The sequence below is a fragment of the Pseudorhodoplanes sp. genome, from assembly GCF_035565795.1.
In the GTDB taxonomy this organism is placed as follows: domain Bacteria; phylum Pseudomonadota; class Alphaproteobacteria; order Rhizobiales; family Xanthobacteraceae; genus Pseudorhodoplanes.
The window spans coordinates 1-23,784 of sequence record NZ_DATMRV010000002.1 but is presented as its reverse complement, the minus strand read 5'-3'; the positions used below and the strand labels follow the sequence as shown (position 1 = coordinate 23,784).

At 62.2% G+C, this 23,784-nt stretch carries 21 protein-coding genes, 1 tRNA gene and 1 pseudogene; 17 read left to right on the top strand and 6 right to left on the bottom strand.

What is annotated here, in order from left to right:
- The 11 genes from VNZ93_RS00135 to VNZ93_RS00085 form a co-directional block, all read left to right on the top strand.
- On the top strand, nt 1-270 hold a 270-nt coding region (locus VNZ93_RS00135; RefSeq protein ID WP_325698310.1), incomplete at its 5' end, for an acyl-CoA dehydrogenase family protein.
- Nucleotides 271-296: 26 nt separating this feature from the next.
- On the top strand, nt 297-1,115 hold the full coding sequence (locus VNZ93_RS00130) for a p-hydroxycinnamoyl CoA hydratase/lyase (RefSeq protein ID WP_325698308.1): 819 nt from the start codon (nt 297-299) through the stop codon (nt 1,113-1,115).
- 17 nt (nt 1,116-1,132) lie between these two features.
- Complete coding sequence (locus tag VNZ93_RS00125; protein ID WP_325698305.1) at nt 1,133-2,293, top strand: CaiB/BaiF CoA-transferase family protein; 1,161 nt, start codon at nt 1,133-1,135, stop codon at nt 2,291-2,293.
- Nucleotides 2,286-3,173, top strand: coding sequence for an SMP-30/gluconolactonase/LRE family protein (locus VNZ93_RS00120; protein WP_325698302.1), 888 nt, complete (start codon nt 2,286-2,288; stop codon nt 3,171-3,173). The genes VNZ93_RS00125 and VNZ93_RS00120 overlap by 8 nt, the downstream gene beginning before the upstream one ends.
- Nucleotides 3,174-3,228: 55 nt before the next feature.
- Complete coding sequence (locus tag VNZ93_RS00115) at nt 3,229-4,425, top strand: ABC transporter substrate-binding protein (RefSeq protein WP_325698300.1); 1,197 nt, start codon at nt 3,229-3,231, stop codon at nt 4,423-4,425.
- 76 nt (nt 4,426-4,501) lie between these two features.
- Nucleotides 4,502-5,368, top strand: coding sequence for a branched-chain amino acid ABC transporter permease (locus VNZ93_RS00110; RefSeq protein WP_325698313.1), 867 nt, complete (start codon nt 4,502-4,504; stop codon nt 5,366-5,368).
- Nucleotides 5,369-5,420: 52 nt separating this feature from the next.
- Nucleotides 5,421-6,404, top strand: a complete 984-nt coding sequence (locus VNZ93_RS00105) for a branched-chain amino acid ABC transporter permease (RefSeq protein WP_325698297.1) — start codon at nt 5,421-5,423, stop codon at nt 6,402-6,404.
- A complete protein-coding gene (locus VNZ93_RS00100; protein WP_325698294.1) occupies nt 6,397-7,155 on the top strand; it encodes an ABC transporter ATP-binding protein in 759 nt (252 codons plus the stop codon). The genes VNZ93_RS00105 and VNZ93_RS00100 overlap by 8 nt, the downstream gene beginning before the upstream one ends.
- Complete coding sequence (locus VNZ93_RS00095; protein ID WP_325698291.1) at nt 7,155-7,859, top strand: ABC transporter ATP-binding protein; 705 nt, start codon at nt 7,155-7,157, stop codon at nt 7,857-7,859. Before VNZ93_RS00100 ends, VNZ93_RS00095 begins: the two co-directional genes overlap by 1 nt.
- A gap of 45 nt (nt 7,860-7,904) precedes the next feature.
- Nucleotides 7,905-9,356, top strand: a complete 1,452-nt coding sequence (locus VNZ93_RS00090) for an aldehyde dehydrogenase family protein (RefSeq protein ID WP_325698288.1) — start codon at nt 7,905-7,907, stop codon at nt 9,354-9,356.
- Between the two features lie 166 nt (nt 9,357-9,522).
- Entirely contained in the window at nt 9,523-10,560 is a 1,038-nt protein-coding gene (locus VNZ93_RS00085) for a tripartite tricarboxylate transporter substrate binding protein (protein WP_325698286.1), read from the top strand.
- A gap of 170 nt (nt 10,561-10,730) precedes the next feature.
- On the opposite strand, the gene VNZ93_RS00080 is transcribed toward VNZ93_RS00085, so the two are convergent.
- Nucleotides 10,731-10,806 (bottom strand) — tRNA-Lys (locus VNZ93_RS00080).
- Between the two features lie 252 nt (nt 10,807-11,058).
- Between VNZ93_RS00080 and VNZ93_RS00075 the strand changes: the two genes are divergently transcribed.
- Entirely contained in the window at nt 11,059-12,237 is a 1,179-nt protein-coding gene (locus VNZ93_RS00075; protein ID WP_325698283.1) for a M20 aminoacylase family protein, read from the top strand.
- 79 nt (nt 12,238-12,316) lie between these two features.
- On the opposite strand, the gene VNZ93_RS00070 is transcribed toward VNZ93_RS00075, so the two are convergent.
- On the bottom strand, nt 12,317-15,163 hold the full coding sequence (locus tag VNZ93_RS00070) for a glycosyltransferase (RefSeq protein ID WP_325698279.1): 2,847 nt from the start codon (nt 15,161-15,163) through the stop codon (nt 12,317-12,319).
- A gap of 167 nt (nt 15,164-15,330) precedes the next feature.
- Nucleotides 15,331-15,798, bottom strand: a complete 468-nt coding sequence (locus tag VNZ93_RS00065; protein WP_325698276.1) for a beta-1-3, beta-1-6-glucan biosynthesis protein — start codon at nt 15,796-15,798, stop codon at nt 15,331-15,333.
- Between the two features lie 226 nt (nt 15,799-16,024).
- On the opposite strand from VNZ93_RS00065, the gene VNZ93_RS00060 reads away from it, so the two are divergent.
- Nucleotides 16,025-17,650 carry a beta-(1-6) glucans synthase gene (locus VNZ93_RS00060; protein WP_325698273.1) on the top strand — a complete coding sequence of 542 codons (1,626 nt, stop codon included), beginning with the start codon at nt 16,025-16,027 and terminating at the stop codon, nt 17,648-17,650.
- Here the strand turns inward: VNZ93_RS00060 and VNZ93_RS00055 are convergent.
- Nucleotides 17,607-17,999, bottom strand: coding sequence for a hypothetical protein (locus tag VNZ93_RS00055; protein WP_325698271.1), 393 nt, complete (start codon nt 17,997-17,999; stop codon nt 17,607-17,609). The two genes, VNZ93_RS00060 and VNZ93_RS00055, sit on opposite strands and share 44 nt — an antisense overlap.
- A 54-nt stretch (nt 18,000-18,053) precedes the next feature.
- Nucleotides 18,054-18,902 carry a hypothetical protein gene (locus tag VNZ93_RS00050; protein ID WP_325698268.1) on the bottom strand — a complete coding sequence of 283 codons (849 nt, stop codon included), beginning with the start codon at nt 18,900-18,902 and terminating at the stop codon, nt 18,054-18,056.
- Nucleotides 18,903-19,002: 100 nt separating this feature from the next.
- Here VNZ93_RS00050 and glmU point away from each other — a divergent pair, with 100 nt between their 5' ends.
- The 4 genes from glmU (at nt 19,003) to VNZ93_RS00030 (ending at nt 23,543) form a co-directional block, all read left to right on the top strand.
- The gene (gene glmU, locus VNZ93_RS00045) at nt 19,003-20,358 is read left to right on the top strand and encodes a bifunctional UDP-N-acetylglucosamine diphosphorylase/glucosamine-1-phosphate N-acetyltransferase GlmU (RefSeq protein WP_325698265.1); all 1,356 of its coding nucleotides are present in this window, start codon (nt 19,003-19,005) and stop codon (nt 20,356-20,358) included.
- A gap of 119 nt (nt 20,359-20,477) precedes the next feature.
- A complete protein-coding gene (gene glmS, locus VNZ93_RS00040; RefSeq protein WP_325698262.1) occupies nt 20,478-22,304 on the top strand; it encodes a glutamine--fructose-6-phosphate transaminase (isomerizing) in 1,827 nt (608 codons plus the stop codon).
- A 73-nt stretch (nt 22,305-22,377) separates the two neighbouring features.
- Nucleotides 22,378-23,142, top strand: a complete 765-nt coding sequence (locus tag VNZ93_RS00035; RefSeq protein ID WP_325698259.1) for a DUF502 domain-containing protein — start codon at nt 22,378-22,380, stop codon at nt 23,140-23,142.
- Nucleotides 23,143-23,177: 35 nt separating this feature from the next.
- The gene (locus tag VNZ93_RS00030; protein ID WP_325698257.1) at nt 23,178-23,543 is read left to right on the top strand and encodes a DUF805 domain-containing protein; all 366 of its coding nucleotides are present in this window, start codon (nt 23,178-23,180) and stop codon (nt 23,541-23,543) included.
- Here VNZ93_RS00030 and VNZ93_RS00025 read toward each other — a convergent pair.
- A pseudogene (locus tag VNZ93_RS00025) lies at nt 23,544-23,784 on the bottom strand (ATP-dependent DNA helicase RecG); the annotation flags it as partial.

The following is a 23,784-nucleotide window of genomic DNA, read 5'->3' as shown; positions in this document are numbered from 1 at the left end:
ATGGTTCAGCTTCTCGTGTATCAGACGGCGGCGCGGTCGGATGCGGGAATGCTCTCGCGGCATGAAAGTTTCATGGCGAAGATTGCAGGAACGGAGCTCGGCTTCTGGGTCGCAGACCGGTGCATGCAGATCCACGGCGGCATGGGCCTCGCTGTCGAGATGCCGATCTCGAAGATGTGGCGCGATGCACGCAGCTTTATGATCACGGAAGGTCCGGTCGAGGTCATGCGGATGGTGCTGGCACGCGAAATTCTTCGCGGGCGCGCATAGCGATCAAAGAGAAGTGAGCAGGCGAGATGAAGAAGCAGACCATCGAGGTCCAAATCAGCGACGGTGTTGCCAAAGTCGTGCTGAACCGGCCGCAGAAGAAGAATGCCATGAGCCCGCAATTGCATCGGGACATAGTGGATGTGCTCGAACAGCTGAGATACGAGCCGGCAGCGAAGGTTCTCGTGATCACCGGGGCCGGCGATTCCTTCTGCGCCGGGATGGACTTGAAGGAGTTCTTCGCCGAACTCAAAGACCGGCCTGAGGAATACGATCGCGTCTATCGCATGGCGACGGAATGGCGCTCGCGCACGCTGCGGCACTTTCCAAAGCCGACCATTGCGATGATCAACGGATTTTGCTTCGGCGGTGCGTTCTCGATCGTGGAGGGCTGCGACCTGGCCTTCGCTGCGGATGAGGCAAAGCTCGGTCTTTCGGAGATCAACTTCAAAGGCTTTCCGGGCGGCAGCGTCAGCAAGTCGCTCGCAAACCTGCTGCGCCCGCGCGATGCGCTGTTCTATGGCCTCACCGGCCGCCCGTTCGGCGGGCAGGAGGCAGCGAGAATTGGCCTAGTCAACATGTCGTTTCCGCTGAGTCGACTTGAGGCGGAGACCATGGCGATCGCCAAGGAAATCGCCGGCAAGGATCCGGTGGCGCTGAAAGCGACCAAGGATGGCTATCGCTTCTCGCTCGAAATGCCGATGGATGCGGCTTTGAACTTCATCACCGCTAAAGAAGCCGAGATGACCTTGAGGCAGGGGGACGCCTGGCGCAACGAGGGCATCGGGGACTTCAACAAAGGCAAGTTCCGCCCAGGCCTTGGTGGCCACGAGGCAGTGAAGCGCTGAAATTGAAAGACGGTCGGATGGTAGCGCCACTATCCAATATCAAGGTCATCGATCTTGGAACGATGATCACGGCCCCGTTAGCCGCGATGATGCTCGCAGACCTTGGGGCGGAGGTGATCAAGGTTGAGCGAAATGGCGGAGGCGATCCGTTTCGCAGCTTCAACGGTTCGCTCTACAGCCCGCATTTTGTGTCGTTCAATCGCAACAAGACCAGTGTTGTGCTTGATCTCCAGACCGATGAGGGGCGCGAGGCGCTGCTCCGGCTTGTGGATGACGCCGATGTGGTGCTCGACAATTTCCGGCCAGGCGTGCTCGACCGCCTGAAACTCAGCTCTCAGGTTCTTCAGAAGCGAAATCCGCGCATCATCCATTGTTCGATCACCGGGTTCGGTGAGAGTGGGCCGTATCGGGATCGTCCCGCTTACGACACGGTCGGTCAGGCACTGAGCGGGATCATGGGGCTGTCGATTGATCCCGATGCGCCGCGAATGTCCGGAACGACGATTTCGGACAACGTGACCGGCATGTATGCCTGTTACGGCATCATGGCCGCGTTGCTGGAGCGGCAGACGACCCAGAAGGGGCGGAAGATCGAAGTCAACATGCTGGAGGCGTCGGTCGCATTCATGCCCGACTCCTTGATGAACTTGGAAATGCTCGGACTGCACAACAGTCCCTATACGCGCGTCTCGTTCTCGCAATGCTATGTGCTGCGATGCGCCGATGAAAAGCTCATTGCGATCCATCTGAGTTCTCCTGACAAGTTCTGGCGTGGTCTGCTCAATGCGATCGAGGCGGTAGAACTTGGCGATGACAGCCGGTTTGCTACGCGCAAGGCACGGATCGAGAGCTATCTGATCCTGTCGGACGAACTGCAGAAGCGGTTCACGACGCGCACGCGCGCGGAATGGGTCGAGCGCCTGGAAGAGCAGGATGTGCCGTTTGCGCCTGTCCATCGGATCGGGGACGTCTTCGCCGATCCCCAGCTCGAAGCGCTGGGCAGCCTGAAGCCGATGACGCTTGCCGACGGCACGGTAGTCCGTTGCGTTCAGGCGCCGCTGCTGTTCGACGGCCAGCGTCCGAGTGCGTGGTCGCCAGCACCACTATTCGTCGATGCGTCGAACGCAACGGAGACTCCGGACGCGCAGGCGAAGAAAGTGCGCCGGACCAATGGCTGAAAGCGCAGCTGTTCAACCCCTGTCGAATGTGAAGGCAGCCATCGGTGAATCGCCGCTATGGTCCCCGGACGATCAGTCGCTTTACTGGGTGGACATCAAGAATCCGCGCGTCCTGCGGTACGATTTCCGGCTCGCCACGCTTCAGACCTGGACCATGCCGTCCGAGATCGGAGCGATATGTCGCGCCGATGGTGGACGCTTCGTCGTTTCGCTGCGGAACGGGGTCATGAAGTTCGACCCTGCGACAGGGGAGCTTGATCCGATTGTTCATCCCGAGGCGGGACGTCCTGCTTATCGGCTGAATGACAGCAAGGTCGATTGCCGCGGGAGGCTTCTGGTCGGATCGGTGGAAGATCCCGGCTTCGCGCCAGACGGCAAGCTGTACAGCATTGCCGGAGCGTCGGCCGCAATCCTGCAAGATCGTATTGCCATGCCGAATGCGCTTGGATGGAGCTGGGACTGGCGGACGCTGTATTTCGCAGACTCCTTCCAGCGCCGGATCTGGACGTACGAATATGACAACGAGACCGGGGTCGTCGGCAACCGGCGGGTCTTCGCGGAGATTCCCGAAGGCGAAGGATTCCCGGACGGCCTTACCGTCGATGAGGTCGGGTTCGTCTGGAATGCCCAGATCGATGGTTGGCAGATCAAGCGATACGATCCTGACGGTCGTGTCGAGCGCGTTGTTCGCCTGCCGGTCCGGCGCCCGACCAGTCTGACCTTCGGTGGCCCCGACTACCGGACCATCTTCATCACAACAGGAACGATGAAACTGACCGACGAAGAACTTGCCGCGCAACCTCTATCCGGGTGCGTGCTGGTGCTTCCATCCGACGTTCGTGGTCGCCCCGAGCCGATATTCGGTGTCGGCACGCAATGATCTCCAGCAACCAAAAAGAAGCCGCCTGACGGACAACTCGAGAGGAGGAAGACAAATGTTCGAACTGAAATTCCGAAAGTACCCTGTGGCCCCGGCAATCGCGCTTGCTGTGGGAACGTTCTTCTCCGGAGCCGTGCCGGGACACGCGCAACAGCTCAAGATCGGCTTCATAGCCCCGCTGTCCGGAACGGTAGCGGTGACGGGCAAGCAGGGCCTCGACGGCTTCAACCTGTTTCTCGACATGAACGGCGGCAAGCTGGGCGGTGTGCCCGCGACTGTCGTCGCAAAGGACGATCAGGCGAAGCCGGACCTCGGGCTCCAGGCTGCCAATGAGCTGATCGAGCGCGACAAGGTCGATGTGATGGTCGGACCGTTCTTCTCGAGCGTCATCATGGCGGCCTACAAGCCGATCACCAACGCAAAGATTCCGATGATCGGCCCCGTGGGCGGTCCGTCCATCATCGCCGGCAAGCAATGCTCGCCATATTACTTCTCGACGTCCTGGCAGAATGAAGAGCCGCACGAAGCGATGGGCCAATACCTGCAGGACAAGGGCCTGAAGCGCGTTTATATCCTGGCGCCGAACTATCTTGCGGGCAAAGAAACGCTGAACGGCTTCAAGCGCAGGTTCAAGGGTGAAATCGCCGGAGAAGTCTACACCCCGCTGAACCAGCTCGATTTCGCGGCGGAGATTGCCCAAATCAGGCAGGTGAAGCCTGAAGCGGTTTATGTGTTCTATCCGGGCGGCTTCGCGATCAATTTCGTCAAACAATATGCGCAATCGGGCGTGTCCAAGGACATACCGCTCTATTCGGCGTCATCGATCGACGATACGACCTTGACCGCCATCGGCGATGCGGCTTCGGGGACATTCCAGACCGCTTCATATCATCGCGATCTCGATAATCCGGCCAACAAGCGTTTCCGCGAAGCCTTTGTAAAGAAATTCGGTTACGAACCGTCGTTCTATTCCGCTTATTCCTACGACGCGGCCCAGTTGCTGGATGCGGCGATCAAGCAGGTTGGCGGAAAAGTGGCAGATCGTCCGGCGCTCATTGCTGCGCTGGAGCAGGCGAACTTCAATTCGGTCCGCGGCAACTTCAAGTTCAATCACAATCACTTCCCGATTCAGGACTTCTACCGGCTGGAAGTCGTCGAGAAGGACGGCAAGGTCGAGCAGGTGTCGCGCGAGGTGGTTCTTCGCGACAAGAGCGACGCCTATGCCCACGAATGCAAGATGGCCAAGCCCTGATTGTTTCTTGAGTGATCCGGCGGAGTCTCGTCAAGGCTCCGTCGGACATTAGGAAGAAGAGCCGGACTCCATGGGTATTGTGCTTGCGCTCGAGCAGACACTGAACGGCATTCAACTCGGCGTCATGCTGTTTCTGATGGCCGCGGGTCTAACGCTCGTGTTCGGGATCATGAACCTCGTGAATCTCGCGCACGGCTCCTTCTATATGGTCGGGGCATTCGTCGCCTCGACCTTCGTGGTCATGACCGGTGACTTCATCGCTGGCGTGGTGATCGCCGTTGTCATTACCGGCCTCGTGGCTGTGGCGATCGAACTCGGTCTTCTGCGTTTCATCTACACACGGACCCATCTCGATCACGTGATGATCACGATCGGCCTGATCTTTATCTTCGACGAGATGACGCGGATCATCTGGGGCGTCGTTCCGGTCTCGCTCCCGATTCCGAAGTATCTGTCGGGCTTTGTCGAGTTGCTGCCGGGTGTTCGGTACCCGACCTATCGCCTCACCGTGCTCATTGTTGGCATCATGGTTGCGCTGGCGCTCTATCTCGCCATCTCTCACACCCGGGTAGGCATGTGGGTGAGAGCCGGGGCAAGCGATCGTCCGATGGCGCTCGCCCTGGGTGTCAATGTGCCGAAGGTCTTCTCGATCGTGTTTGCGGTCGGAGGTGCTCTCGCGGGACTCGCGGGAATTATGGCCGGACCAATCGTTGCGGTTCAAGTCGGCATGGGCGAGCCGGTGCTCGTGCTCGCACTGGTGGTCATGGTGATCGGCGGGGTCGGGTCGTTTCGCGGTGCATTTATAGCAGCGCTGATGGTGGGCATCGTCGATACCTTCGGACGGGTCCTCCTGCCGCCGGCGATCGGGAGCATGGTCATCTTTATCTTCATGGCGGCGGTCCTCGCCTGGCGCCCTACCGGACTGTTTTCCGCCCATGCATGACCCGCGCTCAATCAAGCTTCCGGCGATGCCTGGGCGGTTCGTTCTAGACCGCTTGCCCGCCTTTATCATTGTCGGGCTGCTGGCGCTGGTTCCGCCAGTTTGCCTTGCGCTCGAGGATCCGTTTTTCATCCGTGTCTTCATGCGGGCCATCAATCTCGGCATCGCAGCGGCTGCGCTCAACCTCATTCTTGGGTTTGGAGGACTGGTCAGCCTGATGCACGCGGCCTTCATGGGCATTGCGGGCTATGTCGTCGGAGTTCTCGCGCACCATGAGCTCAACGGCGACGCGTTGAATATCGCGGGATTGAGTATCCCGGGCACGGGCAACCTTCTCGTTTCGATTCCGCTTGCGCTCGTCGTCGTCGCGGTTTTGTCGCTTGTGACCGGCGCGATCTGTGTGCGCACCAAGGGGATCTATTTCATCATGATCACCCTCGCGTTCAACCAGATGCTGTATTATCTGGCGGTCGCGGCGGAGCCCTATGGCGGGCAGGACGGCCTTCAGTTGCTCAGCGACCTGCATTTCGGCGGGGTGCCGCTGCCGGCGCAGGTCGGCTTCTTTTACATCTGTCTCGCCGCGCTGGTCGTCGTGCTGGTGTTGCTCGATCTGATCGTCAAAAGCCGCTTTGGCATGGTGCTCATCGCGTTGCGCCAGAACGAAACGCGTGCGGCTGCTCTGGGCGTCAACGCATATCCCTACCAGCTGGCGGCGTTTGTCATCTCCGGCGTTCTCGCCGGCCTTGGTGGCGCGCTGTTCGCGGTGGGACAAAAATTTGTCAGCCCGGCCGATCTCGCCTGGCTGCGGTCCGGCGATCTGGCGATCATCGCGGTGCTGGGCGGAATTGCCATGGTCTGGGGTCCGATCCTCGGCGCCGTTGTCTGGGTGATGCTCGAGCTTGTGTTCTCGGCATGGACTATACACTGGCTCCTGTTGATCGGTGTTTTCATCATTCTGGTCACTCTGTTCCTCAATGAAGGATTGGCGGAGCTCTGGAAGCGCTTGATCTTCGCAATCGGGAGGCGAAACCGTGGGTAGCTTCCTGCTGGAGACCAGGGGACTGAGCAAATGGTTCGGTGGCCTTCTCGCTTCCAACAATATTTCGCTCTGTGTCCGGCCGGGCGAGACGCACGCCCTGATCGGGCCAAACGGCGCGGGTAAGACCACGCTCATCAATCTGCTTCAGGGCGAGATACGGCCCGACGCCGGGGAATTGATGTTCGACGGTCGCGACATCACGCGGCTGCCACGCCATGCCCGCGCGAAAATCGGGATGGCGCGGACCTTTCAGATCACCTCGGTGTTTCCGGAGATGACCGCGCTGAACAATGTGGCGATCGCGACGCAGATGCAACAAGGGCACAGCTTCCGCTTCTTCAGGGATGCGGCCGGCGATGTCGGCTTGACCGAGCCGTCATATGCTGCGCTTGAGGCGGTCGGCCTGTCGCAGAGGGCGAATGATCTCGTTGCGGAGCTGTCCCATGGCGAACGACGTCAGCTTGAACTGGCGATGGCGATTGCGATGAAACCGAAGCTTCTGCTCCTTGATGAGCCAATGGCCGGTATGGGGCGGCAGGACAGCGCGCGGATGACTGAGTTGCTCCGCCAACTGAAGCAGCATCACACGATTGTTTTGATCGAGCACGATATGGACGCCGTCTTCGCGCTTGCTGACCGGCTGTCCGTGCTTGTGTCGGGCCAGATCATTGCGACGGGGGAGCCGGATGCGATCCGGTCCGACAAGAAGGTGCAGGCGGCATATCTTGGACATGCCGGTTCGGTGCACTGATGCTGCTGGAAGTTTCAGGCATACGGACCTCTTATGGTTTGAGTGAGGTGCTGTTCGACGTCTCGTTCGATCTTCAGGAGGGCGAGGCGATTGCGCTGCTTGGGCGCAATGGAATGGGGAAGACCACGACCGTTCGCTCTATCGTCGGCATGTCGCGGATTTCGTCCGGCGAGATCAGGTTCGCGGGAGAGCGCATCGACCGGATTCCGCCCTATCAGATACCGCGCCGCGGGATCGGGCTTGTGCCGGAGGGGCGGCGGATTTTTCCAAACCTCAACGTACTCGAAAACCTGCAGATGGCTTTCGCAAATCGGCGTGCGGTTGCGGATCCATGGACATGTGAACGCGTTCTTGAGCTGTTTCCGAGACTGGCGGAGAAATTGCGAAACCCGGGAAACCGACTTTCGGGCGGCGAGCAGCAGATGCTCGCGATCGCACGCGCGCTTGTCACCAATCCGACTCTCCTGATCCTCGACGAGGCTACGGAAGGGCTTGCTCCGCTGATCCGCCAGGAAATCTGGGATCGACTTGCCGAGCTTCGAAAATCGGGACTTTCGATGATCATCATCGACAAGGACATCGATGCCATTTCGAAGTTGGCACATCGTCATCTGATATTTGAGCGGGGCGAAATTGTCTGGCGCGGAACATCCGACGAGCTTCGGGCCGCGACCGAGATCCAGGCCAAGTACCTGAGCGTCTGATCGATCAGAATAAGAAAGTGGACGACAAAGAGAGGAGTAGCTGCCTTGGGCTATGTTACAAAAGCAGACCGGATGCTGATCGGCGGCGAGTTGGTCGAAAGCACAAGCGGTTCATGGGACGAGTCGCTCAATCCGGCAAATGAATCGGCCATCGGCCGCGTCCCGGCCGGGACCAAGGCGGATGTCGATCGGGCGGTAGAGGCGGCGCAACGCGCCTGGCCGGCCTGGGCGGCGCGATCGCCAAAAGAGCGCGGCGAGGTCATGCGCGCCTTTGGCGAAAAGGTCCGCGAACGTGCGGAAGAAATTCTGCAGGTCGAGGTCGCCGACACCGGCAACACCATCAATCCGATGCGGGGCGATGTCGGGCACGCGGTCGACAGCCTCAATTATTACGCCGGCATCGCGCATGAATTGAAGGGCGAGACTATTCCTGCGACGCCCAACCATCTGCATCTGACGGTCAGAGAGCCATACGGCGTCGTCGCGCGCATTGTCCCTTTCAACCATCCGGTGATGTTCGCGGTGGCGAGAACGGCTGCAGCGCTGGCGGCTGGCAATGCCGTCATCGTTAAGCCGCCGGAGACGAGTCCGCTTTCGGCGATGATTCTCGCGCAGATCGCACAGGAAGCGTTACCGGCAGGCATATTCAATATCCTGACCGGATCCGGCGCGACCGTCGGCGATGCGATCGTGCGTCATCCTGAAATCAAGCGTATCGCGTTTATCGGTTCGGTCGGGACCGGACTCGCCATCCAACGAGCGGCCGCCGAAGTTTGCGTCAAGCATGTTACGCTCGAACTCGGTGGCAAGAACCCGATGATCGTGTTCCCGGATTGCGATCCGGACGAGATCGCGCGCGCCGCGGTCAAGGGCATGAACTTCACCTGGCAAGGCCAGTCCTGCGGTTCAACCAGCCGGCTGATGCTGCACGAAGACATTTACGATGCCGTTGTCGAGCGCATCACCGACATCGTCTCGCGCCTGCGCGTGGGCGACCCAATGCGGGAAGAGAGCGAAATGGGGCCGCTGAACTCCGCCGGCCAGTATCGCAAGGTAATGGATTTCATCGAGAGCGGTCGCAATGAAGGCGCTCGATTGGCGACCGGCGGCAGCCGGCCCGAAGGCGAGTTGTTCAGAAAGGGATATTGGGTCCGGCCCACGGTGTTCGCAGAGGTCGATCCGAAGATGCGGATCTGGCGCGAGGAGATCTTCGGACCCGTACTGTCGGTTTGTCGCTGGAATTCGATTGATGAGGCCATCAAGCTTGCGAACGGCGTCGAATACGGGCTGACGGCCGCGATCTGGACGCGCGATCTAAAGAATGCCCTCAAGACGGCCGGCCGGATTAACGCCGGGCACATCTGGATCAACGGAGCTGGACCGCATTATCTCGGAGTGCCGTTCGGCGGTATGAAGAACAGCGGGGTCGGTCGCGAGGAAGGCATCGAGGAGATGCTGAGCTACACCGAAACCAAAGTCATCAACATCGTCCTCTGACCCGACAAATCGCTCGGTGTCCGGCGCGGCGCGCGATGCGCCGCGATCCGGTGACGAGCGAAAGCCAACGCAGTGACGGGCGAAAGGTCCCGCGCCGCGCAAAACAAAGCTCTTGCGTCGGGGCAAACCCGTGCACGCGCGAGGGATATCAGAAGGGAGAAAAGACGTGTTTCGCAGAGCAGCCAGAACAGACAACGATGTGGCGTCATGGTGGCGCGTGAACGCGCGGGCGACTGTCGGCATCATCGCTTTGGGCGTCGCGCTGACTGGCCCTGCGTCTGCACAGCCTTCGACTGATCAACCCCTCAGGATCGTCGTCAGCCTCGCTCCGGGAGGAGCGACTGATGCCGGATCGCGGCTGCTGGCGAAGGCCTATACGGAGGTTACCGGTCGTCAGGTCGTGGTGGAGAACCGGCCGGGCGGGGGTGGTACCGTTGCTGCGCTGGCGGTCAAGCAATCGCCTCCGGATGGAAGCACGCTGGTGGTTCTGGACAATGGCGGATGCTGCGCCAATGCCTTGCTGAACAACGTGGGATATGATGCGACCAAGGATTTCAAGCCTGTTCTGATGCTGTGGGAATACCCGCTGATCCTTGTCGTGCCGGCGGATAGCGCCATTCGCTCGGTGCAGGACCTGATCGACGCCGGGAAGAGCAAGCGGGGCGGCCTGACCTATGGATCGCAAGGCGTTGCCACGGGCGGCCATATCCTCGGAGAATTGCTCGCGAAGGCCTCCGGCCTGTCGCTGGTTCATGTCCCGTTTCGTGGTGCAGCACCCGCCGCGACAGAGGTATCCACTGGGCGTGTCGACATGCTGTTTGCGAGTTACGCCTCGGTCAAGTCGATGATCGATGCTGGCAAGCTGAGGCCGATCGCATCGACAGCCGAGCGCGGAACGCGCATTGCGGTGCCTGGCTTTGGAGATCTCCCCACCATGGCTGATCTGGGATTCCCGACCGTAACATTCGACGCATGGTTCATGCTCCTCGCACCGGGCGAGACGCCTTCTGAGGTTGTCGAAAAGCTGCACGCAGACCTCAGCAAGGCGCTGCGCTCAAGCGAGGTGAAGCTGGCACTCGATAAGCTGCAGATGATTGTTCGGAAGGACACTTCGCCGCGGGCGTTGCGGGACCGCATGTCGCAGGAAGTCGCGACGGTGACTCCGATCATCAATAGCCTGCAACGAGGCGAGGCTCATAAGTGATTCTGCTTTCGGCGCATCCCATGTGTTTCCGGTGCGCCAACCGCCCAACAATCCAGTTCGCTCAAATAAGTAGTTGGCGGTAGCCGCGGCGACTCGGTGGCGACAGTCATTACACGGAACCGTCGAGAAAAAAGGCTGTAACAATTCTGTCTTCGTTATCAGCACCTTATTGGTGAGCCCGATGGGATTCGAACCCATGACCTACTGATTAAAAGTCAGTTGCTCTACCGACTGAGCTACAGGCTCCCGGAGCGATCCGGATCAGGCTGGCGGGGCGAATGGGAGATGCCGCGCGAGCCATCTGCCGCGAACGGCTGGGCGGACACATAAGCCGAGTTCGCGGGCGGGACAACGAAAAAGTCGCCCTTTGTCCCCGGGGAATGGATGCGAGAGCGCCGGCCCCGGTGAGGCGAGGCTGTCGCAGAACCTCGCGGTTGCCCCTCAGCGTCCGGCAGGATTTACTGGCTGCCGATCCCCAAAGACCGCCGGAGCCTTGCCATGCCGATCGTGAACCGTATTGCCGAGTTTCATCCCGAAATCACGGCCTGGAGGCGCGATCTGCACGCCAATCCGGAGCTTTTGTTCGACGTGCATCGCACTGCGGCCTCGGTCGCGGAGAAGCTGAAGGCGTTCGGCTGCGACGAGGTGGTGCCGGGGATCGGCCGGACCGGGGTTGTCGGGGTCATCAAGGGGCGTAAGGAGGCCGGGGGCGGGCGCGCCAGGGTCATCGGCCTGCGGGCCGATATGGATGCCCTGCCGATCGAGGAGGCGACCGGGCTGCCCTACAAATCGACCGTGCCGGGGAAAATGCATGCCTGCGGCCATGACGGGCATACCGCCATGCTGCTCGGCGCCGCCAAATATCTTGCCGAGACCCGCAATTTCGGCGGCACGGCGGTCGTGATCTTCCAGCCGGCGGAGGAAGGCGGCGGTGGTGGCAAGGAAATGGTCAATGACGGGATGATGGACCGCTTCGGAATCGAGGAGGTCTACGGCATGCACAATTATCCCGGCATGCCGGTCGGGCAATTCGGCATGCGGATCGGGCCGATGATGGCGGCGGCGGACTATGTCGAGATCGAGATCGAGGGGAAGGGCGCGCACGCGGCGCGGCCGCATCTGGGCATCGATCCGATCCTGGTCGGTGCGCAGATGGTCAATCAGTTGCAGTCGATCGTGTCGCGGAATGTCGACCCGCTTGAATCGGGCGTCGTCTCGATCTGCGTCTTCCAGGCCGGCACGACCAACAACGTCATCCCGCAGACTGCGACATTGAAGGGCACCATCCGCAGCTTGACCGACACGGTGCGCGACCAGCTCGAGACCCGCGTGAAGGAAATCTGCGACGGCGTCGCGAAGCTCCACGGTGCAACCGCGCGGGTGCGCTACCATCGCGGCTACCCGGTCACGGTGAACCACGCCGATCAGACCGCGTTCGCGGCACAGGTCGCATCCGAGATCGCTGGACAGGGCCGCGTAAACGCGGATCTTCCGCCGATGATGGGTGCGGAGGATTTCTCCTACATGCTCAATGCGCGACCGGGCGCTTTCATCTTTGTCGGTAATGGCGAGAACAGCGCGGGCCTCCATCACCCGGCCTACGACTTCAATGACGACGTGATCCCGGTGGGTTCGTCCTACTGGGTGCGGCTCGTTGAAACGGCGTTGCCGGCGTAGGCAGGGTGCGTTCGAGCGCCCCAAATGAAACGACCCCGCTTTCGCGGGGCCGTTCGCAACTCGGTAAAGTGCCGTTGGCCTACTGAACCGTCTCGGGCTGCTTCTCGCCAGGCGCCGCAGCGTGCACCTCGGCGATCGCATTCGCGATGACCGGCGTTTGCCCAATCTCGGCGGGGCGGCGGCGAAGCGCGGCCAGCACCTTGGGCTGCAGACCCGTCCAGAACGCGAACTCGTTGATCCGGCGTCCTTCGATCGCGGCGATACCCGCAGCCGACAGGAACGGCAGGCTCTGCACCACCAGCACGATCGCGAAGAGATAGATCTCCGTGATGTGCAGCGGGTTGTTCGCGACCAGCACGATCGCGCCGATGATCAGCAGCGAGCCTAGCACCAGCTCCCAGAAGCCGTCGAACTGAACCGGCTTGCGGGCGCGATTGCCCTTGGCTGTCCGGTTGAACGGCAGGTGATCCTTGATCAGTCCATCGACAACCGCGAGCGCAACGGTGAGCTGAACCGACATCGCGGCGAACACGGCACCGAGCATCTGCTTCTTCGGGATCGCAACGCGCAGGCGATACAGCACACCGAAATGCAGCAGCGTGACCGCGAACGAAGCCAGGATCGGGACGGTGAGGATCTTCGCCGGAATGCCGATTTCGGCAAAGGCGACGACCGGCACCCAGATGAGGTTCGCGAGCGCTACGAGCACACCGAGCGCTTCCGCTCCGAGCCAGCTCATCCAGCCGAACAGGAAGGCGCGCTTCTGTTCGCGGGTCAGGCTGGAGACGCCCGGCAGGAAACGCCGCCAATGCTTCTTGACGATCTGGCAACCGCCATAGGCCCAGCGGTGGCGCTGTTTCTTGAAGGCGTTGAAGGTGTCCGGCAGCAGGCCAAAGCCGTAGCGGCGGTTGGTGTAATGCGTCGACCAGCCGAGCTCGATCATGGTGAGGCCCAGATCGGTGTCCTCGCAGATGGTGTCGCTCGACCAGTTGCCGGCGGCTTCCAGCGCGGCGCGGCGCATCAGGCACATCGTGCCGTGCACGATGATTGCGTTCTTTTCGTTACGCTCCACCATGCCGATGTCGAAGAAGCCGGCATACTCGCCCGCCATGGCGTAGTGCATCAGCGTACGGTCGCCGTCACGATGCTCCTGCGGCGCCTGCACGAGGCCAACTTTCGGATCGGCGAATGCGGGCACGAGGTCGGAGAGCCAGCTCGGCGCCACGACATAGTCGGCGTCGATGAGGCCGATGATTTCGGCATCGGGCGCCGTCTTCTCGAGCGCGATACGCAACGCGCCGGCTTTGAATCCCTCGACCTTGTCTTCGCGCAGGAAGATGAAGCGATCGCCAAGCGTCTTGCAGTGCGCCTCGATCGGCTCCCAGTAATAGGGGTCCGGCGTGTTGTTGATGATGACGATGCACTCGAAATTCGGATAGTTGAGGCCCGCCACAGCATCGAGCGTAGCCTTCAGCATCTCCGGCTCTTCCTTGTAGGCCGGGACGTGGATCGACACCTTCGGGGCGTAGGCCGGTGCGTCCGGCGCCAGCGACGGCGAAGGGACCTGCAGCAGGCGGCGCGGTTTGCGGCCAAAGGCGATCGCGGCGATCTCCTCGATGCGGGTCATCGCGATGAGGACGAGCGGCACCAGCAGCACGACGCCGAGGCCGAGCGCGAAAGCTTCGCCCCAGACGAAATAATGGCCCTTCCAGAATGCGAACACCGCCGCGAACCACGCGCCCACGACGTGGGCTGCAACCGCGAGCACGGCGGCTTCGGTCAGCGTCACGCTCATAGCAAGCAGCGGCAGCGAGAACAGCACGCCGAGCAGGATCGCGAGCAGGGCGAGCTTGCGGAAGTCCGGATCGGTGATGGGGCCGGTCCACGAGAATTTCTGCTGACCGGCGTCGTTGAACAGACCCCAGTACGCGCCGACGCTGCCTTCGGAGATCTTCCAGGGCTGATCCAGCGCTTCGATGATGTTGTAATCGATGCCGATGGCGTTCGCGCGCGAGACGAAATCGCGGATCACGTGTGCCTGCTCGAAATAGCCGGGCTGCGCGAGCTTGAAATTGTAGCCCGCACTCGGCCACCCGAACTCGGCGATCACGATGCGCTTGCCGGGATACATCTGGCGAAGCTGATTGTAGCCGCCGATCGCGGCGTCGACCGCGGACTGGTCGGGCGCGCCTTCCCAATAGGGCAGGATGTGCACGGCGATATAATCGACGGCTGCCACCAGTTCCGGATGGTCGCGCCACACGCTCCAGATTTCACCGGTCGTGACCGGCACCGACACCTGACGCTTAACGTCACGGATCGTCTTGATCAGACGACCGACGTTGATTCGTTCCTTGACGCGAGTCTCTTCCGCCTTCGACACCTGAGCGGCGGCGCGGACAAGTTCGACTTCTTCAGGCGACAACGTTTCGTTGTCGTACATGATGGTCTCGCCGCGGTAGATCGCTTCGTTCGCGAGCACGAGTCCGTCGATGTTGGAGTTGCGTCGCGCGATGTCGATCACCGCATTCAACTCCGCGGTGTTGCGTGCACGGGATGCCATCCGTTCCCGGTAGCGCTTGCCGTTGGTCGCGTCCGGACCCTTGCCCTGCCACTCGGCGTCATCAAGGCTGCCGCCAAGCCACGCGCCTGCGGTCACTCGCAGACCGGATTCGGCTGCGACCCGCGGGACCAGCTCGAGGCCCTTGGTGGATGAGTAAGTGCGCACCGCACGCGTGTGCGGCGCGAGCACCCGAAGGTCTGACCGGATCTCCTGCAGACCAACCTGCACTTCGGGATGCTTACCGTAGGACACGCTCGCGAGCGGGCCCTGGATATCCGGTGCCGGGATTCGCTTTTCGGAAAATGCCCACAGCCCTGCATGCACACAGGCAACGAGCGCGACGACGACCGCGACGAGGCGCATAGAACGCGAAACCAAGCGGGGCTGGGTGAAGGTCACTGCCCCGTCCCCTGGGACAAGTGCCTGCTACGACAGTCAGATAGCTCAGGTGAGCCAAATTTTCAATTGCACTGCGGCATGGCGAATTAATGACGATAACGCTGACGTCGTTTCGCCATACGACAACGACGTTACTGAGTGGTTGTTCCTGCCTGCGGCGTAGTGGCTGCGGCGGCTGGCGGAGGCGGCGATGCTGGATTAACCCAGCATGAATGGACGCGGCTAAGGATGTTTTCGGCCTTAGCGTCGACGACCGGACCCTGCTTCACGACGCAACGGAAGGCTGCCTGGATGTGACCGCCGGGGCAGCCGAAGCGATCATACAGGTCCATATGCCGGAAGGCCGTATCGAGGTCGTCCTGGAAGAGGCGGTGGACGACGCGGCGGCCGACCCAGACGCATTCCGGGTTACCTGCGGGACCGGTCAGTTGCTTGGAAACTTCCGCCAGATCGTTCAGCCGCTGGGCTTCCTTCTTGGCCTGCTCCGCCGCCTGCTGCTTGGCCTTGTCGGCCTGTTCGTTCTGCGCCACGGCCGGGGAGATACCGACAAGCACGGCAAGGCAAAGGGCGGAGAGAGCGTAGGGTCGGCGGAACGGCATGATGGCGGATAACTCTGGCGCTTGAGCGCGATGTTGGTTGTTGATGTCATCAGTCTACATCGGATTCCGTCGGCAATACGGCTTTGTTCCGACCAGATAAGATTTCCGTCTTTCCTACATTTTGTCCAGCTTTGCCGTGACAGAAGGTAGCGGTGGCAACGGTGATTTGGCGTCGAACGGTGTTCGTGCGATGGCCTAAGCCGAAGAGTTCGGACGACGACCCTTGATGCATGAACGCACGTTAACCGGGACGCTGATCCCGGCGGTGTTTCTGACTGCCGTTGCGATCCTGATCGCGCTGCTATGGTGGTGGCTTGGCCGTCCGGTCGCGATGCCTGCCACAAGCGCGGCGAGCGAAAAGCTGCAATGCCTGTCCTACGCACCGTTTCGTGGTGAGCAATCGCCATTGCGGCCCGATACTTACATCGCAGCCGCACAAATTGAGGATGACCTGGTCCGACTCAAAACTCTGACTGATTGCATCCGCACCTATTCGATCGAGCATGGCCTCGTTCAGGTGCCCGAGATCGCCCGAAAGGTCGGGCTCAAGGTCATTCAGGGGCTTTGGCTGTCGAGTAACCCGGAGAAGAACCGCGATCAGGTCGAGACGATTGTCAGGCTGACCAAGCAATTCCCGGACGTGATCCAGGCGGTGGTGGTCGGCAACGAGGTTCTGCTGAGGGGCGAACTGTCCGCCGATAATGTTGCGGCCTTCCTTCGCGAGGTGAAAAGCCGGACCGGCATGCCGGTCACCTATGCCGATGTGTGGGAGTTCTGGCTTCGCCATCGCGACCTCGCCAACGCCGTCGACTTCGTGACGATCCACATCCTGCCTTATTGGGAAGACTTCCCGATTTCCGCGGCGGCCGCCGCCCCGCATGTCGAGTCGATCCGCGAGCGGATGGCGGCGGCATTTCCCGGCAAGGAAATCCTGATCGGCGAGACCGGCTGGCCGAGTGCCGGGCGCATGCGCGAGGGCGCCTTGCCATCGCTGGTCAACCAGGCGCTGGTCCTGCAGGAGGTGCTCGCGGTGGCCAAGCGCAAGGGCTACCGGGTTAACGTCATCGAAGCGTTCGACCAGCCCTGGAAGCGTCGTCTGGAGGGGACGGTCGGCGGCTATTGGGGGCTGTTCGACGACGGGACGCGCCAGGCGAAGTTCGACTGGGGCAAACCGGTCTCCAACCACCCGCGCTGGGGCCAGCAGGCCGTCGGCGGCGTTGCGTTCGCGGCCCTGATTTTCGGTGTCGCGCTGTGGAGCCGGCGCAGGGAGACGACGCTTGCGTGCTGGACCGCGATTGCCGTGATCGCCTTTGCCGGCGGCAGCATGATCGGATGGGCGATCGAGCTCATGTTCTACGAGAGCCTCGGTGTCGGCGGCTGGCTCCGGTCCGGTGCGCTGGTTGCTCTGGCCGGGCTCACGCCGGTCGTTCTGGCCGCGGTCCTGATGCGCGGCGAAGGATTGCCGTCGTTTGCCGACACCCTGACCCGGCGACCGCGTGGCGCATTCTCAGGCGCGGACCGGGTTGCGGGATTGCTGGTTGTCCTGACGACGGTCATCGCGATCCAGGTCGCGCTCGGCCTGGTTTTCGATCCGCGCTACAAGGATTTTCCGTTCGCGCCGCTGACCGCTGCCATCGTTCCCATTGCACTGGTAGCGCTGTCGTCTCGCCGTGCATCTGCGGGCGCGGGACTCGCCGAGCGGATCGCATCCGGGACGCTCGCGCTGTCCGCGATCTACATCTTCTTTAATGAAAGTGTCGCGAACTGGCAGTCGGTCTGGCTTTGCGTGTTGCTGCTTGTGCTGTCGCTCAGTCTAGTTCGCTTTCGATGGCCACGGGCCGTGCAAAGCTGAGGACGAGCAGGGCCGCGGCGAGCGCGGATAATTCGACATTATAAAGAACGACACCGAACGCGGCGGCCATGAGCCCGAGCGCAAAGACCGGCAAGGTCGGCCGGATCAGATTGATGGTCGCAGCGCCGATGGCGACCCAGCCGAACACCGAATTGTTGAACAGCGTCATGACGAACTGACGCGTGGCGCACAGCCAGGTCTGAAGGCCGCCCTGACAGGCGAGCCCGACGCTCGACAACTCGACCGCGAGGTAGCGCAGGTAGAGCGCATAGCCGAGCGAAAGCAGACCGAGCAGAATCAGCCAGTTGGTCTGCCGGGCGGTCGGGGCGAAGAGCGGGCGCGATGTCATGGCCGCACTATGCCGGTCAGAAGACGGTCGGACAATGTCATGCGTCTTAAGCCGTCAGCGAACCGCGAGTCGCTGACCCTCGAACATCGTCGGCTGGCAGGACAATCCCGAGGCGGCGAGCGAGGCACAGATCTTCGTGGCCGTCGCGGCGTTGCCGATCGGGCCGACGATCAGCCGCAGTTCGACCTGTCCGCTGCGGCCGTCGCGGACGGCGATGAGCGGCCGCATCCCTTCCAGCACCGCCGCGTGATTGCGGCGGATGCGGTCCCAGGCGGTCCGCAGGCTGGCGACGGTTGGAGCGCCCCCGACATCGACCCCGAATTCGCCCCTGGCGGGTGCCGGCTCGGCCGGCTCCGCCGTGACCGGGACCGATGCGACCGCCGATGCAACCGGAGCCGCCGTGGGTGCGGGTGGCGGCGGCGCGGAGGCAACCGGCGGGGGCGGCGGAGTGCCGGCGGCCGCGGCTTCGGCCGGAGGCACCGGTGTCAGCTCGGCCGCTGGTTTCGCGGTCTTGGCGAGCTTGCCGATCGATCCTGTGACGTCCTCGTAGTTGCGCTCAAGCGCGGACATTCGCGTCAGCAAGCGATCGCGATCCTCTGTCAGATTGCGGATCGTTTCGGCGATCCGTTCGGCATCCTCGGCTTGGCGCTCACGCTCGGCCTTTCGCCGGTCCTCGACCTGGGTGTCTTGGGTATTGCCAGTCAGGGACGCGTAGGCTGCCGCCAGACGCGCATGTCCGGTTTCCGTTCGGGCCACGATCGCAACCACAAGCAGGCACGCAGCCGCAATTCCACCCCAGACCCCGAGATGAAACAGGGCGCCGGAGTCGGCGGTCGCATCCTCGTCAAAGGGGGCGGCCGGCAGCATTGTGGAGGCGGGTTTTCGCAGGTCCAGACGAATCATCTTGCGGAATCTAGCAGGAAGCGGCCTCCGCTGGCCCGCCGGGGCAGCTTTTCTACGCTATCCGGTCGGGCTATGACGCGGGGCTGAAACGGGGTTCTGGATGACCGAACGAACATGTCTGGCGGTGGTGCTTGGGGCGGGCGAGGGGACGCGGATGCGCTCGTCGCTGCCGAAGGTGCTGCACCCGATCGGCAACGAGCCCCTGCTGGCGCATGTCCTGCGGGCCGTTGCGGGAGCCGGGGCATCCGATTGTGTGGTCGTGGTCGGCCCCGATCATGACGCGGTGGCTAAGGAAGCCGGACGCATCTTTCCGAAGGCGTCAATCGCCCGGCAGATGGAGCGGCTCGGCACCGCCCATGCGGTGCTTGCGGCGCGCTCGGCGCTCGAACGCGGGTTCGACGACATTCTGGTCGTGTTTGCCGACACGCCGCTGGTGAGAGCGCAGACGCTGCAGCGCCTCCGCGCGGCGATCGCGGAGGGGGCAGCGGTTGCAGTGGCCGGCTTTACGCCGGCTGATCCGACGGGTTACGGGCGCCTCATCACGGAGAACGGCCGGCTCGTCGCAATCCGCGAGCACAACGATGCGAGCGAGGCGGAGCGGGCGATCGGTCTTTGCAATGGCGGGCTGATGGCGCTCGACGGTCGGAAGGCGCTCGCGCTCCTCGACCGTATCGGCAATGCCAATGCCAAGAAGGAATTCTATCTGACTGACGCGGTTGCACTGGCGAACGAAGCCGGTCTGCGCGCCGTTGCCGTCGAAGTCGAGGAGGATGATGTGCGAGGCGTCAACACCAAGACCCAACTCGCAGAAACCGAAGCCGTGTTGCAGCGGCGGCTGCGTCAGGCCGCGCTCGATGCGGGCGTCACCATGACCGCGCCCGAGACGGTCTATCTGTCGGCCGACACGAAGCTCGCGAGCGGCGTGACGATCGAGCCGTATGTCGTGTTCGGTCCCGGTGTGACGGTGGAGGCGAAGGCCGTCATCCATTCGTTCTCGTATCTGACCGAGGCGCATATCGGCGAGGGCGCGCTGATCGGTCCGTTCGCGCGGCTGCGGCCCGGCGCGCGGATCGGCAAGGGTGCGAAGATCGGCAATTTCGTCGAAGTGAAACAAGCCGTGCTCGAAGACGGCGCGAAGGCCAACCATCTTGCCTATATCGGCGACGCGCGGGTCGGTGAAGGTGCGAATATCGGGGCCGGCACCATCTTCTGCAATTATGACGGTTCGGCCAAGCACCGCACGGACATCGGAAAGGGCGCGTTCGTCGGCTCGAATTCGGCGCTGGTGGCGCCGGTGAATATCGGCGACGGCGCCTATATCGGATCGGGTTCGGTCATCACCGAGAACGTGCCCGCGGATTCGCTGGCGCTCGGGCGTGTCCGTCAGGTCGTTAAGGAAGGTTGGGCTTCTCGCTTGCGCAGCCTCAAGGCCGCGGGCAAGAATGAGGCCGGTTGAGTGCCCCGCCGCGCTCCCAGGTTACAGATGGAAACGCATTGTGATTACCGCGGCGAAGCGGAAGCGTTTCTAACGGCCAAGGGCCATTGAGAATCATCTCGGCGGGGGATCGGCACGGCATGTGCGGGATTGTCGGAATTCTTGGACGTGAGCCGGTGGCGGGCAGCTTGCTCGACGCGCTGAAGCGGCTCGAATATCGCGGCTACGATTCCGCCGGTATCGCGACGGTCGAGAACGGCCATCTCGAGCGTCGGCGTGCCGAAGGCAAGCTGAAGAACCTGCAGGACCGGCTCGGCCGCGAGCCGCTCTCCGGCCTCGCCGGCATCGGCCATACGCGTTGGGCGACCCACGGCAAACCGACCGAGAATAACGCGCATCCGCACGCCACCGAGCGCCTCGCGGTCGTGCATAACGGCATCATCGAGAATTTCCGCGAGCTGCGTGACGAACTCGAAAAGCAGGGCGCGCAATTCGGCACCGAGACCGATACCGAAGTCGTCGCGCATCTCGTCACCGAAGAGATGAAGAAGGGCAAGGCGCCGATCGATGCCGTGCGCGCGGCGCTGCCGCGGCTGCGCGGCGCATTCGCGCTCGCCTTCATCTTCGCGGGCGAAGACGATCTGATGATCGGCGCGCGCAAGGGCTCTCCGCTGGCGATCGGTCACGGATCGGAAGAGATGTATCTCGGCTCCGACGCGATCGCGCTGGCTCCGTTCACCGATACGATTTCCTATCTCGAAGAGGGCGACTGGGCGGTGCTTCGTCGCGGCAGCGTCCAGGTCTTCGACGCCGCCGGTCAGGCGGTGCAGCGCGCACAGATCAAGACCACGGGCTCCGCGTTCCTCGTGGACAAGGGCAATCACCGCCACTTCATGGCGAAGGAAATCCACGAGCAGCCCGAAGTCGTCGCGCACACGCTGTCGCATTATCTCGACATGGCGAATGAAAGCGTCGTTCTGCCGGGCAAGCTGCCTTTCGACTTCAAGGCACTCCAACGCGTCTCGATCTCGGCCTGTGGCACAGCCTATTATGCGGGTCTCGTTGCGAAATACTGGTTCGAGCGCTACGCGCGCATTCCGGTCGAAATCGATGTCGCGTCGGAATTCCGTTACCGCGAGGCGCCGCTGCGCAAGGGCGATCTGACGATCGTCGTGTCGCAATCCGGCGAGACTGCCGATACGCTCGCATCGCTCCGCTATGCCAAGGAGCAGGGGCAGCACGTGCTGGGTGTCGTCAATGTCCAGACTTCGACCATCGCGCGCGAGAGCAGCATCATCATGCCGACGCTCGCGGGCCCGGAGATCGGCGTCGCCTCGACCAAGGCCTTCACCTGCCAGCTTGCCGTGCTTGCGTGTCTTGCGATCGCTGCGGGACGTGCGCGCGGTGTCCTGAGCGAGGCGGAAGAGCGAAAGCTCGTTCACGCGCTGATCGAGGTGCCGCGTCTCATGAACGAGACGCTCACGCGCGAGAGCGACATCGAAATTCTGGCGCGTGACATCAGCAAGAGCCGCGACGTTCTCTATCTCGGCCGCGGTACGAGCTATCCGCTGGCGCTCGAGGGTGCGCTCAAGCTGAAGGAAATTTCGTATATCCACGCCGAAGGCTATGCGGCGGGCGAACTCAAGCACGGTCCGATCGCGCTGATCGACGAAACCATGCCGGTGATCGTGACCGCGCCGCACGACGCGGTTTTCGAGAAGACCGTCTCGAATATGCAGGAGGTCGCGGCGCGCGGCGGGCGGATCATTCTTCTGACCGACGCCAGGGGCGCGGCCGAGGCCGCGATGCCGGGCGTGACCACCATCACGCTGCCGGACATGCCCAGCTCGGTGACGCCGCTGATTTACGCCCTGCCGATCCAGCTTCTGGCCTATAACGCCGCCGTCGCGCTCGGGACGGACATTGACCAGCCGCGGAACCTCGCTAAATCTGTGACCGTGGAATAGTCGGGCACAAGCCGCCGCAAAGCGCCGCGACTGGGCTATAACGGCGGTTCAAGGGGATCCGCCGAAGCACAGCATGACTGACCAGACGCCTCCGGACATTGTCGAGACCGACCTGCCGCCTCACGGCCTGGGCGCTCGACTGCGCAATTATTTCCTGACTGGCCTTGTCGTGGCGGGACCGCTCGCGATCACCGCGTGGCTGATCTCGGCTGTCGTGACCTGGGTCGATGATACCGTCCGGCCTCTGATCCCGGAGATGTACCGTCCCGAGACCTACCTGCCGTGGAAGATCCCGGGTTCCGGTCTCGTGATCGCACTGGTTGCGATCACCTTGCTCGGCTTCCTCACCGCGAACCTCGTCGGACGCACCTTGATCCAGCTCGGCGATCATCTGATCGACCGGATGCCGATCGTGCGGCCGATCTACAAGACGGTGAAGCAGGTCTTCCAGATGCTGTTCTCGAAATCGGGCACAAGCTTCCGGAAAGTGGGGCTGGTCGAATTTCCGGCGCCCGGGATGTGGTCGCTCGTGTTTCTGTCGCAGCCGCCGAGCGCCGATGTCGCCAGCCGGCTTCCCGGGGACGGCGATCAGATTTCGGTATTCCTGCCCTGCACACCCAATCCGACGACCGGCTTCTTTTTTTACGTGCAGCGCAAGAATATCATCGAGCTTGAGATTCCCGTCGAGCAGGCAGCGACGCTGATCATGTCAGCAGGCATGATCCAACCGGGTGCGCCGGCGCCGAACGGAAATCAGGCTCAACTGGCCGCTATGGCCGCTGCCGCGCGCACCGCTCAGTCCGCGCGCGAGGACACGACGAAGGAGCCTGCCGCGTAAGAGCGTACTTGATTGTTTAAACGGGGAGAGGGGCGATGAACTTCAGCGAAGCCATCAGGTATGGCTTTCAGAATTATGCGAATTTTTCCGGGCGCGCGCAGCGTTCGGCTTTCTGGTTCTGGATTTTGTTTTGCGTGATCGCCGGAATAGTAACGGGCGCACTCGATATGGCGATTTTCGGTTCCGACAGCTGGATGCCGATCAACTCGCTGTTCTCGCTGGCGACGATCATTCCGAATATTTCGATTGCCGCCCGTCGTCTACACGATATCGACCGGAGCGGCTGGTGGCAGTTGCTGCATTTCATTCCGCTGATCGGCACCATTGTGCTGATCGTGTGGTGGTGCAGCCGAGGAACACCGGGCGCCAATCGCTTCGGTCCGAACCCGCTCGGTGAGTGACTACCCGGCGTCGATCAATCTGATCGCATCGTCGCGCTCGAATAGATAGAGCAGGATCCGCAACGCCTTGCCGCGCTCGGTTGCGAGCGCGGCATCGCGCGTGAGGATCAAGCGCGCGTCGTCGCGTGCCGCCGGCAGAAGGTGTCCGTGCACTTCGGACGAGGCGAGCCGAAAGGACGGCATGCCGCTCTGGCGCGTACCGAGCACGTCGCCTTCGCCGCGCAGTTTCAAATCTTCCTCG